The following is a 15,747-nucleotide window of genomic DNA, read 5'->3' as shown; positions in this document are numbered from 1 at the left end:
GTTGGCGATAAAAAAAATCGGAATCTCCTCACGCTGTGACAGGCCTGAAGTAATTGAAATGGTCAGGGAAATTCTTGCCTGTTTCAGCTCGAAGGTTCAGATCTTTGTCGCCACTCCCACAGCTGATGTACTCGGAATAAAAGGTACTCCAGTTGAGAAAATGAGAGAAGAGGGAGTAGAACTCATTATCAGTGTGGGAGGTGACGGCACAGTCCTTCGGAATATTGCCAAGATGAAAGATCCTCTTCCCATACTCGGGATTAATATGGGAACTCTCGGCTTTCTCGTAGATGTCGAACCCAAAGATGCCGTTGAGACCATAGAGGAAGTGCTTTATGGCTTTTCGTATCTCGAAAGAATGCGAGTTGATGTCTTCCTTAATGGGAAAATGCTTGAAACCTCGACAAACGAGATTGCGATAATGTCCGCAAAGCCCGCGAAGATTATTCAGTTTGAAGTTTATGTCGGTGATTGCCTTCTTGAATCGATGCGTGCCGATGGTGTGGTTTTTGCAACTCCTACAGGCTCGACTGCCTATGCAATGAGCGCAGGCGGCCCTATTATAAGCCCCAGGGTAAATGCGATCGTAGTTGTTCCGGTTGCCCCTTTTAAACTCTCCTCAAGGCCCTGGGTTATTCCTTCAGACAGTGAAATCACAGTAAAATTGTCAGTCCCAAAAAAAGAAGCTGTTGTTGCAATTGACGGGCAGAAATCCTACGGGATCAAGCCTGATGATATTGTCAAACTTAAGAAATCCAGGTTTCCGGCACGTTTTGTGAAGACTTCGGATACCTGCTTTTATGAAAGGGTTCAGAGAAAACTTTCCTGAGAACATAATTTATCCAAAGCTTGAGTTTTCTTATAAACTTTAATTTTTTTCTCAAATTTTTAATTCTTTAGAGCCTTCGATCTTGGATATTTTTTAATTGAATTTCCAAATAGAACTCAATAATTCAAAATAAGTATCTCCAATATATTAAAAATAAGTATTTCCTGCTCAAGATTATAATAATGCCGCAGCCGGAAGCCATTTTCCTCCAAGGAAAACATTTATACATCTGCAGGTAAAGCTATGCTTAATTTTGACGAGATATAATATTTACTAATATTTTCTGACTTTTTGGGACGTTTGAACCCTGGCGCCTCCTTATTCAAGTCTTTGAGTTATTTTTCAGGTAGATTATCTGGATATCATTAAAAATGATCAAAAATGCCTCACAATAATTAAAAATCACAGGAAGTAGTAACAATGTCAGAGAGCGAGCAGTATTCAAGAAATAAACTTATGGACTTTATCGAATATCGCCCCCTAGATATCGAAATCTGTGACGTGACGCTCCGCGATGGAGAACAGACTCCAGGCGTTGTATTCGCGAAAGAACAGAAGCTGGCAATTGCCAGTGAGCTTGATTCCATGGGTGTAGAGGTTATAGAAGCCGGATTTCCGGTGGTTTCCGCAAATGAAAAGGAAATAGTGAAGGAAATTGCAAACCAGGGCTTTAATTCAAGGATCTGTTGCCTCTCAAGAGCAGTAAAAGGGGATGTGGACTCTGCCCTTGAGTGTGATGTCGATATTGTGAGCATTTTTATTGCAATGTCCGATATGCACCTCAAATACAAATATCACAGAAGTTTTGAGGAAATGCTCGGCTGCGCTAAAGAAGCTATTGAGTACGCAACTGACCATGGGTTAAAAGTGCGTTTTGCAGCCGAAGATTCTAGCCGGACCCCGATCGATCGCCTAAAGCGAGCTTTTAAGGAAGTTGAAGCTGAGTATAAAGTGCAGTACGTAAGCCTTGCGGATACTGTTGGGATCCTGAACCCGACAACAACTCACTACCTGGTGAGCGAGATTTACAAATCAGTCAACACTTCCATCTGTATTCACTGCCACGACGACCTTGGCATGGCTACTGCAAACACGCTTGCAGCCGCCGAAGCCGGGGCAAAGCAGCTCCACACAACAGTCAATGGGATTGGAGAACGGGCAGGAAACGCTGCACTTGAAGAAGTAATGGTAGCCCTGAGGGTGCAGTACGGGATCGACCGTTATGACACAACAAAGCTGACCGCACTATCTGAAATGGTCTCCGAATATTCAGGCATCACACCCTCTGTAAACAAAGCCGTTGTCGGGCAAAATGCCTTCACCCACGAATCCGGGATTCATGTCGCTGCAATCCTTGAAGAGCCGCGCACCTATGAACTCTTCCTCCCTGAAATGGTTGGAGGAAAGCGCAATCTCGTAGTTGGAAAACACACAGGCACAAAAGCCTTAAAAGGCATTATCAACAGCATCGGTTTCTGCCTTGAACGGGAAGAACTCTGTGCCCTGATTGATAAAGTCAAGGTCTGTACCGAAGAGAAGCATAAAAGCATCTCAAGGGAGCAGCTTGAAAAACTGATTAGTCAGGTCCGGCAGGAACAGAAAACTGCAGAAAAGCAAGATGAGAGGCTTTCTATCTGAAAACCCCTGACTCTTTTCTACTTATTTTATAATTCTGTTTATCTCCTTTTCTACTAATTTATTCCGTTAGGTTAAAATTAAGAAATATATGTGGAGGTCCACTCCGGCTTTTCCGGTGGGTTTGCCTCCAGCATTTCTCTCCATTTTTCATCGGTCAGACGATCCTGCATGGGCTGCTTGAACTCGTAATGGCTCATCACGGGCCCGGCCCCGATAAGAATCCTGCCGTCCGGAAGTTTGTATGTAACTACCAGCATTTCCACATGTCCGACTCCTTCTTCGAGCACGGTTTCCGTGTTCCCATCGGTATGGACATCGGCCACTATCGTGGTTTTCTTAGCCTTATCGTCTACATCTTCTATAGTACCTTCAAGCTGATCCCCGAAGGTTTTGATGAACTCATAGTCTTCTGTTGTCAGTTTTTTATTTCCGAGTTCCTTTTCCGAGATTGTCTGAAGCCTTGAGAGAATTTCTTCAAGGTTCGTAAGCCTTGCTTTTGAAGTAGGGTCAAGCACACCCATTTTATCCAGGCCCTGGTTTGTCATACTCGTCAAGGCAAGCAGGCGGGCGTAGAAATCGGGGACAGGCTCCACATAGCCTACAACCGGCTTTTCTTCAGGAGATACGGGCATTCCAGTTTCAACCATAGTGTAACTCTGCTTGGCATAGAGAATGGTATCGTGCCTTAGTTCTGTCCAGGAAGCGAGAGCTGTATTCAATTCCTTGTCCTGCCAGGCAGCGGTCTGCATAAAGGTCGGGTAACCGTTTCCATAATCCTTCAGAAGAGGTTGGAGGGAATAAAGCCAGGACCAGTAGAGATTCCTGTTCCATTCGGCTGCACTGAAGTTCGAAAACTCCGAATCCATCTCTCCATACTGAACACTATAATTTTCATAGCTGGAATCATTCAGTTCGTCAAGCCAGTAAACAGCCCTTTCCGAACCCAGTAGAGCCATTGCATCAAGCCCGCGCGGGAAGCCGCGGATCGGTCTCCCTGCTTTTGAAATAACCAAAGTAAAGGGAGTTTTATTTTCCCCTGTATATTTTTCCTTATATTCTCCTGTATAGGCTCCGACCATGTTTGAGAAAACATAAGAATCCGGGATAAAGCGCTGTCCCATAAAACGGAAGCCAGTTGTATTTTCGAGGCATTCGTCAGCCTGCTCAGGAGTAAAAGGTGGTTCAAGAGCACAGTTTCCTGTACCTCCGTAGATTTGCGGGCCCTGGTACTCTGCAAGTTTAGTTTTCAGTTCTTCAACTGCTGTTTCGTTAAATTTCCTTTCTCCTTTTCCAAAGACCGACTCCAAAGCTTCCATATATTCATAAGGTCCAAGGTCATCGGAAAAACCCACATAAAAAGCCGTGACCCCGTATATTCTGTCCCAATTTTCAAGAAGCTCGGGCTCTTTTTCAAGCTGATAAGAGATCAAACTGGCCTGAATAGTCTGGGCGCGGGCATCTTTTGCAGGGTCTTCAGATTTAATCAATTTATCTTTCAGAAGCATGCTCATCCGGCCCTGCCACATTAAGGCTTTGAAGTAGTTTTGCAGTTTCTCGGAGCGAGTATAGTGGCCTCGTGGCACATACTGGGAATAATCTTCCTCATACCTGAAAATCGGAGAGATCTCAAACCCGTCATGAGCTTCTATCAGGGCAAGTTCGGCTTCAACATCCTCTCTTACGAACGCAGGAACTTCAAATTGATATTGTTCCTCTGAACCTGAAGGGAAAAGGGAATCATTAACAAAGCCGTAAGACTCTTCTGTTTCCTGTACCTGCGTAGACTGTATTTGCATGGTTTTCGGCTGGAGTAGGCTCAATGCAAGTGCAAAGTAGGCTGCATTTCTTCTTGCGGCTTCCTGTTCTTCCCCTGCGGCACTGTTATACTTTTCTGTAGAGGCATTTAGCAGAGCAATATCGGTCTTCCAGAGGATATCATAAAACTCCTTTTCCTCTATCTGGCGAAGAGTCTCATCAAATTGGATATGATAAATGTGCAGCAGGGAATCAGTGGTAATGAAAATAGGGACTTCCTCTTGTTTGAGGGTCGAGTACATTGAAATTATGTCCTCTTCTCCGGGATTGTAAGGGTTTTCTATCACCACAAAACCATTACTTTCCAGCATTTTAAGAGCTGATTCGTTTAGAGGGATTGTGCCGGAAAAAGTTTCATAGTTTGAGATTCTCTCCTTGTTAAGGGGTAACTCATAAGAAGGCGCTTTTAACTCGATATTGATAGCTTCAAGCCTGTAATTTCCTGCAAAGGTGAAGTTCCCTGCTCCTGAATCGGAAATATTTATTTTTTCGGTTTTCAGACGGCCCGTTGGAGAGCTTCCACTATTGTTTACTTCTTTCTTTTCTGTCCCGTTCTCTTCACTTAACTCGGAACTTTTTCCTATGCATCCTCCTGTAAAAAAAGAGACTAAAAGAACCAGGAAAATTAAATAAGTTACAATAGTCTTAATTCGAGGCTTCATCATTTCATCTCGGTCTCTTCGGATTCGGTATCTGATAGGGGTTTACTCGTTCTGGATGTAGGTTTTTTACTTTCTCAGTCCCTTAGTTCAGATTATTTCTGTTTACAACCAAAAGTCTGTATATGGGGTAAAACTTATTCAAAAATTAGATTAATTTATATATTAATCTCATCAAAATATTTTAACCTATCTGGAATCCAGTTAAGTGATACATAACTGAAAACTTGAGACTAAAATTGAGGATAAAAACTAAGGATAACAGTTAAGAATGAAAGTTAAGAATGAAAGTTAAGAAATGTATGTGGAGGTCTACTCCTGCTTTCCTGAAAGGTTTACTTCCAGAATTTCGTTTCATTTATCATTGTCAGCGATTTTGTATCGGCTGCTGATCACAGTAACCAGAAGAAACGCGAATAAGCAAAAGTATCAGAGAGGCTGAATTTTTCGAGAAAGGCTGAATTTTTTGCTGCTGCTCTCCAGTGTATATCTTTACATTGTCTATACCTAAATCTTAAATTAAAATAATAATAATTTTAAGCTCATGAAATTAAATTTTAGTTAGAAGAATGAAAGAAGATTTTTCTTTCCATTACTCGTTAGGATTTAAAGGATCTATCCTGAAAAGCAAGATCATGAATAATGCGGTTACAGTCCCTGTACCCAATAAAAGCGGGTTTTTCGTAATATTCAGGAGCGTACCCATTACCAGCAATAAAGCTCCACTTACCAGTAATATCTGAAATTTCCTCTCCAACTTTATTCCCCCCTTAGTTTCCTCTTTGAGTTAGTTAAGTCTCAAATAGCGGTTCAGGCACTGAAGAGTACCCACTAACTTTCCCCTAAACTTAATTGATTTTTCTTCGTTATCTATTTTTTCACAGGACATTTTTTCTTATAAACTCCAATAGGGTTTCAAGTTAATATTTTCAGAAATATATGTGTCTGGACCGGGGAATAAAATATTTTCAATTTTATATGGAAGCAACACGAAAATGAGATCAGGATAAAGACTGAATTAAAATATCCAGTTCAAATTATTAAAAAAATTATGTTTGAAGATAAAATAAAATTATATTTGAAGATAAAGTAAACTCCAGGTCAAAAAGGTTGAATTAAAAATTGATGAACTAAGAAAGTTTAAAGAGGCGAATGAAAAAGACTATGGAATCAATATTTTCTGCACTTTCCTTTTATGAATATTACAGAAAGCCCGGGCAGGGCAAGTTTTGCCCGGATCAGTTTCGGAAGCTTGGAAGCATAGATCTGTTTTTCATTTCTGTGGCCGGTCTCTTTTTCCTCTCCGCTTCTGTCCGTTAATTTTTCTTCATCAGCATCAATATCAAAGACTGAAACGTCGGGAGTTATTGCCTCAACCACTTTTCCGAGGTCAGGGACTTCCTGCCCTCCGGTCATTGCTGCGACCTCATTCTGGAGCACAAGCACAAGCACGCTGCAGCCTGTAGTTGCGGCACTCAGGAGCCCGAGAATGCCTGAATGTGCCAGGGCAAAATCTCCGATTACGGCTATGCCCTTTTTCTCAAAACCACAGGCAACCGAGATTGCAGAGCCCAGGGCAAAACTAACATCAACTGCTGCAAGGGGCTCAGGCGCGCTACGGACGGAACAGCCCATATCCCCGGCAACCCGCACGTCAAGAGTGCTAACGAAATTGTAAAGTGGAAGGTATGCGCAGTCATCGCAGATTCCAGCCCTATTTTTCTTCGAGGCTTCAAGATAGGCAGTATCTGCAGGTTTTGAAACTTCTTCTCCTATATGTTCCAGGGCAAATTTTATATCTTCAGGCATAACCTGTCCGTATGGAAGGTGTCCGGTCTTTTTCCCATAGACGTTGCCTGCTATTCGGATCTGCTCTTCTATGAAGGGTTCGGACTCTTCGGCAACAAGTACCTTTTGATTATTTCTCAGAAAAGCCCTTATTTTCTCGAGCGGAAGCGGATTTACAAGGTTAAGGGATAGGTGAGAAATTTCAGGGTGAGAAATTTCCTGCTTTTTCAGTATTTCTTCGACGATCGAAGATGTAAAACCCGAGGAAATAATCCCTATCTGTCCCCTTTCAGATCCGGATTCTATTCCTTTTCTTGTCCTTTCCTTTATTTCATTCAGGTCAGTATTTTCAGCTTCCTCTTCCAGTAAGGGGTAGATTTTAGAGTGAAAAAGCCGGTGTTTTTCCACCATCCGGCTTTTCCAGATAGAGCGATCGAATTCAGGATGAGGAATTGAAGACTCTGGAAGGCGCTTTATTTTTCCTGTACTTTTTTCCAGGCCTGCAGTGACCCTCAGGATAACAGGCGTCTTCGTCTCTTCCGAAAGTTCGTAAGCTCGTCTTAGGGCCCTGTACGCAGTACACGGGTCAGCCGGGTCAAAGACTGCTACCTCTGCTATTCGGCCGTACCAGCGGGAGTCCTGTTCATTCTGAGAACCTTTTGCGCCAGGGTCATCTCCTGCAATTATAACAAGGCCGGCTCCTATGGTGTGTGTAACCGAGGTTATAAGAGGATCTGAAAGCAGGTTCATTCCAACATGCTTTACAAGAACAAGTGCCCTTCTGCCCGAAACTGATGCTCCGAGGGCGGTTTCGAGGGCAACTTTCTCATTTGTGAACCACCTGGCACTATAAGCTTGACCGTTTATTTCAGTCGAATATGCTGCTTTGAAAACCGTGGTTTTTGCTTCCGGACCTTCTGAAAGCTTTTTTTCCCTGGCTTTCAAAAAAAAGTCCATTAGGGAGGTAACAGGATAGCCGGGAACACCTGTTATCAGGCTGACATCACTGTCAAGGGCTGCGAGATAAAGAGCTTTAAACCCGGTGCATTCTACTGCTTTTATTTCTTCTTTCAAACTTACCCCCCTGTTGGAATTTAAAGAATCCGAGCTCAAAATTCTTTATGATATCTCTACTTGATGTTTTGTATTTATATTTCTACTTGATGTTTTGTATTTCGAACTCTTGCCTTCCTGGTTCTTGCCTTATCAAATGTTATTTTAAATCTTCTCCATGATGAGAGGTTTGATTTCGATACCAGGAATAATGGATTCTTCAGGCCTTCCGAACCAGGGCAAAGAGGCAAGCGCACCTATTACCCCGTTGCCGTTAAGCAGGACTTCTACGCTGTTCTCTTCGGCACACTGCAGAGCGTCAGCTTTCGAGACCCTTTCAGTCCGGGTGCGGTTACTGAACCCGTAAAGCCCCTTTGCATAGAAATCTGAAAGGACAACCATCCCGGTTTGGCCTGAAGCAGTATATTTCTTAAGAGCTTTTTTGAAAGAATCTATAAGCCTCGCTTTTGCTTTCTGGTCCACACAACCGAATTCGAGTACAGTGGACATGCAGTTCTGGGTCTTTTCAGGGACAGGAAAAAGCTGGACAAGGGCATGAGAAAGATAAACGGCTTCCTGGCAGTCCAGTTCCTTTGCGATATTATGAGTCAGGGTCCAGGTGGCCCCCACGTCCTTAGAATCAGTATCATCTATACCTATGAGGACGCGATCCCTGCGAGGAACTATAATCGTTCCTCTGGCGCATTTTTCCCCCCCGGATTCGGAAATTCTGTAACGAAGAACTCCATCCGCAAACGCCCTGCAACGGGTTGCACCAACCCCTCCGCCTCCTAAGCCTGCATAGGTGATCTCAACTTCATCCCCCTGCACGATAACGGATTCTATTCCCGCGGCTGCCACGGAGGGTTTAAGTTCAAGCTTTGAGGTTCCGGTTTTCATGAAATAACGGATCATATTTCCAGTCGAACGGGCTTTCAGGATAAGGGGTGCTTTTGCGTAGTGGTAAAGGGACCAGGCAGCTCCACTGTAGCAGTTGGAGTGCTCAATTATCTCCGCATACCTGTTTTCTGCATCGCAGATCGCGTAAATGCCCCTGTAAGGCACGGTATAAGGGTCATCCAGGGTTATTTCCTCAATATTTCTGTTATCCAGTGCACAGGCGTTTATATGTTTTGTAATTCAGAAAACCTCCTTTTTATAGAGAATAGGAAGTGGGAGGGGAAATTTGTTGATCAAAAAGCCCATTTCTTATAGATATATGGATATCGTAAGTTTAGTAAGTTATATAAGTCGGATTTTATCGGTAATAGGCTGAATATTTACCGAGTAATAGGCTGAATACAATTATCAATTATATATTTGACTATAATCCATGAAAATTTGACTATAATCCATGAAAGCAAATGTTCGGCCTGGATTTTGATCAACCAAAGTCATTTCTGGCAGAAGAAAGTAATCCATAAAAGGTATATTGTTATAAATTGCTGGGCAGATGTGGCTCTTTAAGAGCTTTTTATCTGCAAAATCTCTATTATATGGAGAGTTTCAGTACTTTAACTTTTTTTATTTTACAAAGCCTTCGTCTTTAAGGCTCACATACCTGCCGTCCCCGATGATGATGTGATCAAGAACGTCAATTCCCAGGAGTTTACCTCCTTCTACCATTTTCTCGGTAACCATTATATCCTCTCTACTCGGACTCGGATCTCCTGAGGGGTGGTTATGGATCATGATTACCGATGCAGAGGACTCCATAAGAGCAGACTTGAACACCTCACGCGGATGGACAATACTCGCGTTCAGGCTTCCAATTGACACGGTTTCTTCTTTAAGGATCTGATTTTTTGTATCAAGATAAAGTGTTATGAATTTTTCTTTTTTTTGTTCGCGCATTTTAGGATACATCAGTGTTTGACTTATATTTATCGGTAATACATACCTCACTGAAAGTAAAATGAATGAGAAAGAAAGTTGTTTAGGGCGCAACAGAAAAAGCATATAAATAAAATGTGGATAGGAGAAAGAAAAAAACTAAATGTTATTTTGGGGGACGAGCAGGCCGCCCAGCCTGCCCGTCGATTTTGGAAAATTCAGACGCTTGATGAGAAAGCGCCAATGTATAATTAGCAGGAAACTATTTAAATTTTTTTAGAATATGTTAGGGTTTTTCCATTATAAGTTGGAAACCTCATTAATTGCAGCTTTTTAATACCTCCTAAACGTTGATATCATTATGAAACCCTCCAAAATCCTTGGTATCATCGTCTGTACACTCCTGATACTCATTGCATCTGGATGCACAGATTCTGGAGACAATCCTTCAGAAGTAACTCCTGCAAAAGAAACACCAACTGCTGAACAGTCTGCTCCTACAACAGCAAATCAAAATGAGAAAACCCCCTCAGACCAGAACCTAACTGTATATTTCTTGGATGTCGGCCAGGGAGACTCGATCGTGATCGAGTATAAAAATAAATCCATGCTTATAGATGCGGGAGAACAAGACCAGGGAGAAGTCGTATCAAATTATCTAAGGGACCAGGGAATCTCCACGCTGGATTATGTAGTTGCAACCCATCCTCATTCTGATCATATTGGTGGCATGGTTGATATTCTCAATAACTTCAAGATTGAGCATTTTATTGATAGCGGATACCCTCATACTTCCAAAACATACGAGAATATGCTGACTACTATTGACCAGAAAAATATTCCATTTGAAGTAGCTAAGGCTGGTCAGACAATCGATCTTGATCCTTCTGTTGACATCCAGGTATTGAATCCTGGAACCACCTATTCAGACGAGCTTAATGAAAATTCCGTGGTTCTCAAGGTAACTTACGGTGATACTTCATTCTTACTTATGGGTGATGCAGGTCTTGAAACCGAAGAAATAATAATAAAAGCTGGTTATGATGTGGATGCAGATATCCTGAAAGTAGGACATCACGCAAGCCGCTCTAGCAGTGGAGAAACCTTTATTTCAGCTGTAAGTCCTGAAGTGAGTGTTATCGAAGTTGGAGCGGGAAACGATTATGGGCACCCTCATGTTGAGATTCTTGAAAGATTGGAGAAAGCTTCAAAGGTCTACAGGACTGATTTGGACGGCACAATTTCAGTTACAACCGACGGATCTACCTATGCTGTAACTACTCAGAAAGCTGGACCTGCTTCCAGTGGAAGTACAGCTTACAGATCAACAACTGCGACACCAGAACCTGCTAAAAGCATAACCCCAAGTTCTGCAAAATCAACCGTTTATGTCAGCGACCTGAACCTGAAGGATGAATGGGTCAAAATTTCAAACAAAGGCTCTTCTCCTGTATCCCTGAATGGCTGGAAAATTGAGGATGAGGGCAGTAAACATGCCTACACATTTCCTTCTTATATTCTGAATTCAGGATCTACTGTAACTGTATACACAGAAAAAGGCACAGATTCAGCCACAGAACTATATTGGCAATTAGAAGACCCTATCTGGAACAATGATGGAGATACAGCTTCTCTCTATGATAATGGCGGAAAGCTTGTTTCTACGCTGGAGAGATAAACTATGGCAAATTTCAAAGTTACGTTTGACAGGATTGAAGAGGGTACTGCAGTGCTGCTTGTAAGGGATGAAGAGATGGTTAAAATTAATATCCCTTTATTTTTATTGCCTCCTGAGAGTAAAGAAGGGGATATTCTGGATATTACCGTTGTCAAAGAGGTGAAAGAAACAGAAGATGTAAAAGAGAGAGTTTCGAGCCTGCTTGAGAAGCTTAAGAACAAAAATAGAGACTGAATGAGAGGTAGAGGGACGGGAGAGACAAACCCGCCCTATCTTGAGGTGCAGGGTAACCAAATCCTGCCCACTGAATGAAACAGACCCCTAATTGTTAAGAGTCAGGTTATATATCAGCCTCAAAACTATTTAACTTTTTTTACAAATAATATAGCTGAATTATGGAAAAGACATTAACAAAAATAGGGTATTTCGGGAATGTTTCATAATTTAAGTGGGTATCAAGTCCTCTTCGGATAAATCGTTCCTGATATAATTGAAATGATGGGTGGGGGAAAAGGGGTATGATAACCCCGTAAATAAATTGGAAAAGGCCCTTGATGCCAACAACAAGGACCGGAGGTGAGTGCAGGTAAGTCAAGCCTGCTTCATCAGGAAGGGTGGCAGCACACCCTGTTTTTGAGGAGCAATACACTGCTGCACGGGTGGAATGGTTTCATAGGGCTTAAGCAGCCTCAGCTATTACAATGTATATATTAGTCTTAAAACTATATAAGCATTTCGCAAGTAATTTATACAATGGCAGTGAATGCCGGTTTCCTGCTTTAAGTACTGGTGGGTTTACATAGACTTTTAATGTGACATCCCCGCGACACCCAAAGCGACATAAACGACACGCACTTACGCTGCCTGATTTTTAGTTATCAAGTTTCTAGCAATTGATTTTAGTTAGTAGTTTCTACGTAAAGCGGCGACGACACACAGCGACTCGTCCCTACATAGTTAACTTATAGGACTGCTGCCAAAACGACAAAAAATAATTTTATAAATCTTTTTGCTCTAGTTATGGTTTTTAATCTGTCTGTCTGGTTTGTCTGGTTGTCTGTCTTAGTCTCTCACAGGTGCGATTAACTATACATAAAGAGGTACGAAGGTTTTTTCAAAAAAGAAGTATAGGAGGGTAAAAGAAGAATAAAAGAGAAATAGAGCTTTACCTGTCGCACTGCCTACCATTGTTGTTTAATCAGTATATATTGATATGTTTATTGCCATTATTTCAACATATGCTGATATGTTTAGTCTTCTTCATAATCGTGTCCGGCTGTCTCCTCTTCTCCATAACCTTTAGGATTGTACACATGAAATGTTCTGCCCGATTTAGTTTTTACTTCCTTTCTTCCGTACCCTGGCAAGCTTTCTATATATTGGCCCGTGGTAGGCTCAGTTGTGGACCATGGGTTATAACCTGCCGCCTTCATACGTTTCATTAGTACGGGCACGTCTTTTACCTGCCAGTGCCATTTTACTGCCTGATCAGTTATAGAGTCTACACTCCATAAAAAATGATAGATAGCTCTTGCTCTGGCAATGTCTGTGTAGATGAACTCAAGGGAATTGATAGGTTTGGCTTTTTCTTCTGCCCATTCACACCGATCTAATTCGTCCTCAACCAGTTCCTTAAGTTCCTCTTTAACAAACTTTTTAACAATGCTTAGGCTGAGTAAGCTTGAGTCGCATAACCCAGGATATCTCTTCTGGACATCCAGTATACTATTAATTGTGTCTTTTCTATAAGGTAACATCTGCACTAACCCCCACTAAAATTTAATCCCTTTCTATTGTGACTATAATTTCGTTCTCTTTTTTGCCCTTTCGAATTGTACACTCTTCTCCTTTTAGAATCTTCATACTCTTTGCAAGTCTCGAAGGAATATTAAGGCTATACACGCCGTTTTTACCTAACTGAACAGAGGTCATGTATCTTCAACTCCTACCCATTAATATGTAATTCTACGTATATAAAGTATTACTTTTGTATGTATAATGTATATAATGTATACATTTCTAGCTAGCTTTATATGTCCAGAAAGCGTATATTTATGTAAGACACGTGTGGGAAACGTGTCATATCGGGAGTATACACATGGTCAAGTTACAAAAACAGAAAAAAGGAAACTACATAGTGGCAATGCCTAAGCAATTCATCACTGCAAACGGCTGGGACGACAACACCGCTTTTACGTGGTGCCCTTGTAAAAACGGATCTCTTCGGTTAGTACCTTTGTTCAAAAACGGTGTGTGATTGGGGATGAAAAACGTACTAAAGTTACTCTGCCTTATGCTTATCGCTGTAATGTCAGCAGGCGTAGTGTCTGCCACTGACTATATGACGTTTAAGGACGAATATCACGCGAGTGTTATACCGACAAACCTCGCAGGGGAACCCAGCACAGTATTAAACCCTGCTAACAATAATGAACTGTTCATGTGGTATTCAATGTCGAACGACACTACATGGTTCGCTCGCTCAACGGATGGAATAACCTTTACAAGCAACCAAGCAACCGATATTCCTGAAGGACTGAGGGTTTATGTCTGTTACATGGACAGTCATTACTACGCCTATGTGACAAATCACACCGCTATGGACACAGTTATAAATTGTTATGTTTCCGACAATATGATTAACTTTACACTCGTCGGACCAGCAATTACAAAAAGCTCTACTGTGGGTGCTTGGGACTACTCCCATGTCGCTAATTCTTGCGTCTGGAAAGAAAACGGCACATATTACATGTTATACGAGGGTAATAACGCCACGAATGTCTGGAAAATGGGCCTAGCTACCGGTACAGGGCCTGCAAACTTTACCAAGAATGCAAATAATCCGTTCTTTGACTTCGACAGCGGAAACCCAGAGATTCTGCAACATAATGGAGTTCCGGTTAAAGTTGACGGCTTCTATCGTATGTATTATCATACGCAGCCGTGGGAGTATCGGGCAAAGTCAACAGACCTTGTAAATTGGACGGTAGAGGGCAAGGTACAGCACACTTATACACCCCTTGGAGCTGCTTGGAACGGTGCTAGTGGCTGGTGTTACGGTGATGTCAGCTATATTGCTTTCAAAAATCGTACCTTCATGTACTTCACGCCATCCAACCAGGTTGACACCAGCCATATAGACGTGGCAATCTCAAACAAGTCCTATGCAGCCTTAAATCTGAGTGATAAAGACTTTCAAACACTCACAGTAAACAGTACTTCTGATTTAACAGGGTACCCAATGACGGTTACACTGTCAAACGCAAGCGGTACCTCTGCGGGCAGTGTAGTTTACACAAACGGAAGCTGTGCAAACGATTGGGGAGACGTTAAGTTTAATTGGTCCGTGGCAGGAGTGGATCAAGGGGTAAGGTGTCCGTTTTGGATAAACCTGGCTTCTCAGACCACAAACACTGTGACCGCATATGTAAAAGTACCCTACATTTATGCGAATAACACCAGTGGGATAAAATTAATCTCTGGCAGTGACCTGGCAACAACCATAGGCAATGGTGAACAGACTTTCAGTTTCTTTGACAGCTTCGATGGTACAGCAATAAACACAACCAAGTGGACAGCAGCCGGAAGCGTTTCAGTATCTGACGGTATTGCAACCATTGCAGGAGCCGAAGGTTCTCTTGTAGGGAAAACAAGTTTCACAGGGAATTATACAGCCGTAAATGTTGTAAAAATGCCCCTTTCGACGACGAGCAATTACGCAACTTTCGGAATGGAGAACGCTTCACAGTATGTACATTTTGTGACAGGTGCTTCAGAGTATGGAAACCCTGCAGTAGCGTTTGAGGTCTACGGGGTCACACCTAAGAAAACCGCTGCATTATCATCAGCTATCGGTACAGCATACCAGAACGTTGAGATATACAAAACAGGTAACACTATCGGGTATAAACAAAATGGCGTTGATGTGTACAGTGCAGCAAGCGCAACACTGACAGCCCCGCTGTTTCCCAGGATTTATGCAGTGAATGCAGGCTCCAGGGTTTACTACGACAGTATATTTGTTAAGAACAATGCGGTCATAGAGCCAACTCTTACATTAAGGTCTGAAGTTATACCAGAGGAACCTGAGGAAGAACCACAGGATCCAGTGACCCAGCCAGAAGCTCAGGGTGAGTTCAGCACCTCATTCGTAAGTCAATGGCAAAGCGTGTTGAGCATGGTTAGTGTGATCATACTTATTGCTCTGGTGTCGCATATAATCGCAATGATCCGAGGCAAAGGGAAAATAGAAGACGTGGTGACGAGTATACAGGGTATTGTCCTGGTTCTGGCCTTAATCTTAGTGGGCACAGGGCTTTTTGATCGGCTCCTTTTGAGCTGATTCTTTTCTTTCTTTCTTTTTTAACTTGTACCTGTACAGTGTACATATCCTGCATATATTTGGTTCATACAGCGTATGTGTGAACCACCTATGCCACACATATTCAAATACT

General features: G+C 42.3%; 11 protein-coding genes and 1 pseudogene. 5 read left to right on the top strand and 7 right to left on the bottom strand.

Annotated elements, in window-relative coordinates; all coding sequences use genetic code 11:
• Position 1 precedes the first annotated feature (1 nt).
• Together RG963_RS06900 and RG963_RS06895 are read left to right on the top strand one after the other, a co-directional pair.
• On the top strand, positions 2-829 hold the full coding sequence (locus tag RG963_RS06900; protein ID WP_310575535.1) for an NAD(+)/NADH kinase: 828 nt from the start codon (positions 2-4) through the stop codon (positions 827-829).
• Between the two features lie 420 nt (positions 830-1,249).
• A complete protein-coding gene (locus RG963_RS06895) occupies positions 1,250-2,467 on the top strand; it encodes a homocitrate synthase family protein (RefSeq protein ID WP_310575534.1) in 1,218 nt (405 codons plus the stop codon).
• Between the two features lie 77 nt (positions 2,468-2,544).
• On the opposite strand, the gene RG963_RS06890 is transcribed toward RG963_RS06895, so the two are convergent.
• The 5 genes and pseudogenes from RG963_RS06890 to radC form a co-directional block, all read right to left on the bottom strand.
• Positions 2,545-4,944, bottom strand: coding sequence for a DUF3160 domain-containing protein (locus tag RG963_RS06890; protein WP_310575550.1), 2,400 nt, complete (start codon positions 4,942-4,944; stop codon positions 2,545-2,547).
• Between the two features lie 589 nt (positions 4,945-5,533).
• The gene (locus RG963_RS06885) at positions 5,534-5,698 is read right to left on the bottom strand and encodes a hypothetical protein (RefSeq protein ID WP_310575533.1); all 165 of its coding nucleotides are present in this window, start codon (positions 5,696-5,698) and stop codon (positions 5,534-5,536) included.
• Positions 5,699-6,111: 413 nt separating this feature from the next.
• Positions 6,112-7,803 (bottom strand): indolepyruvate ferredoxin oxidoreductase subunit alpha, encoded by a 1,692-nt coding sequence (locus RG963_RS06880; protein WP_310575532.1) that lies wholly within the window; start codon positions 7,801-7,803, stop codon positions 6,112-6,114.
• 144 nt (positions 7,804-7,947) lie between these two features.
• On the bottom strand, positions 7,948-8,847 hold the full coding sequence (mmp11, locus tag RG963_RS06875) for a methanogenesis marker protein 11 (RefSeq protein ID WP_310575531.1): 900 nt from the start codon (positions 8,845-8,847) through the stop codon (positions 7,948-7,950).
• 459 nt (positions 8,848-9,306) lie between these two features.
• A pseudogene (gene radC, locus RG963_RS06870) lies at positions 9,307-9,654 on the bottom strand (RadC family protein); the annotation flags it as partial.
• A gap of 322 nt (positions 9,655-9,976) precedes the next feature.
• Here radC and RG963_RS06865 point away from each other — a divergent pair.
• Complete coding sequence (locus RG963_RS06865) at positions 9,977-11,293, top strand: lamin tail domain-containing protein (RefSeq protein ID WP_310575530.1); 1,317 nt, start codon at positions 9,977-9,979, stop codon at positions 11,291-11,293.
• Between the two features lie 3 nt (positions 11,294-11,296).
• Positions 11,297-11,527 carry a DUF3006 domain-containing protein gene (locus RG963_RS06860; RefSeq protein WP_310575529.1) on the top strand — a complete coding sequence of 77 codons (231 nt, stop codon included), beginning with the start codon at positions 11,297-11,299 and terminating at the stop codon, positions 11,525-11,527.
• A gap of 1,016 nt (positions 11,528-12,543) precedes the next feature.
• Here the strand turns inward: RG963_RS06860 and RG963_RS06855 are convergent.
• Both RG963_RS06855 and RG963_RS06850 read right to left on the bottom strand, forming a co-directional pair.
• Positions 12,544-13,050: a hypothetical protein gene (locus RG963_RS06855; protein ID WP_310575528.1), complete on the bottom strand. Its 507-nt coding sequence runs from the start codon at positions 13,048-13,050 to the stop codon at positions 12,544-12,546.
• A gap of 22 nt (positions 13,051-13,072) precedes the next feature.
• Positions 13,073-13,225, bottom strand: coding sequence for a hypothetical protein (locus RG963_RS06850; protein WP_310575527.1), 153 nt, complete (start codon positions 13,223-13,225; stop codon positions 13,073-13,075).
• A 331-nt stretch (positions 13,226-13,556) separates the two neighbouring features.
• Between RG963_RS06850 and RG963_RS06845 the strand changes: the two genes are divergently transcribed.
• Positions 13,557-15,635, top strand: coding sequence for a DUF2341 domain-containing protein (locus RG963_RS06845; protein ID WP_310575526.1), 2,079 nt, complete (start codon positions 13,557-13,559; stop codon positions 15,633-15,635).
• Positions 15,636-15,747: the final 112 nt, after the last annotated feature.

It is taken from the genome of Methanosarcina baikalica (assembly GCF_031461075.1).
In the GTDB taxonomy this organism is placed as follows: Archaea; Halobacteriota; Methanosarcinia; order Methanosarcinales; family Methanosarcinaceae; genus Methanosarcina; species Methanosarcina baikalica.
The sequence above is the reverse complement of the archived record's forward strand: the minus strand, read 5'-3'. Positions and strand labels throughout refer to the sequence as shown.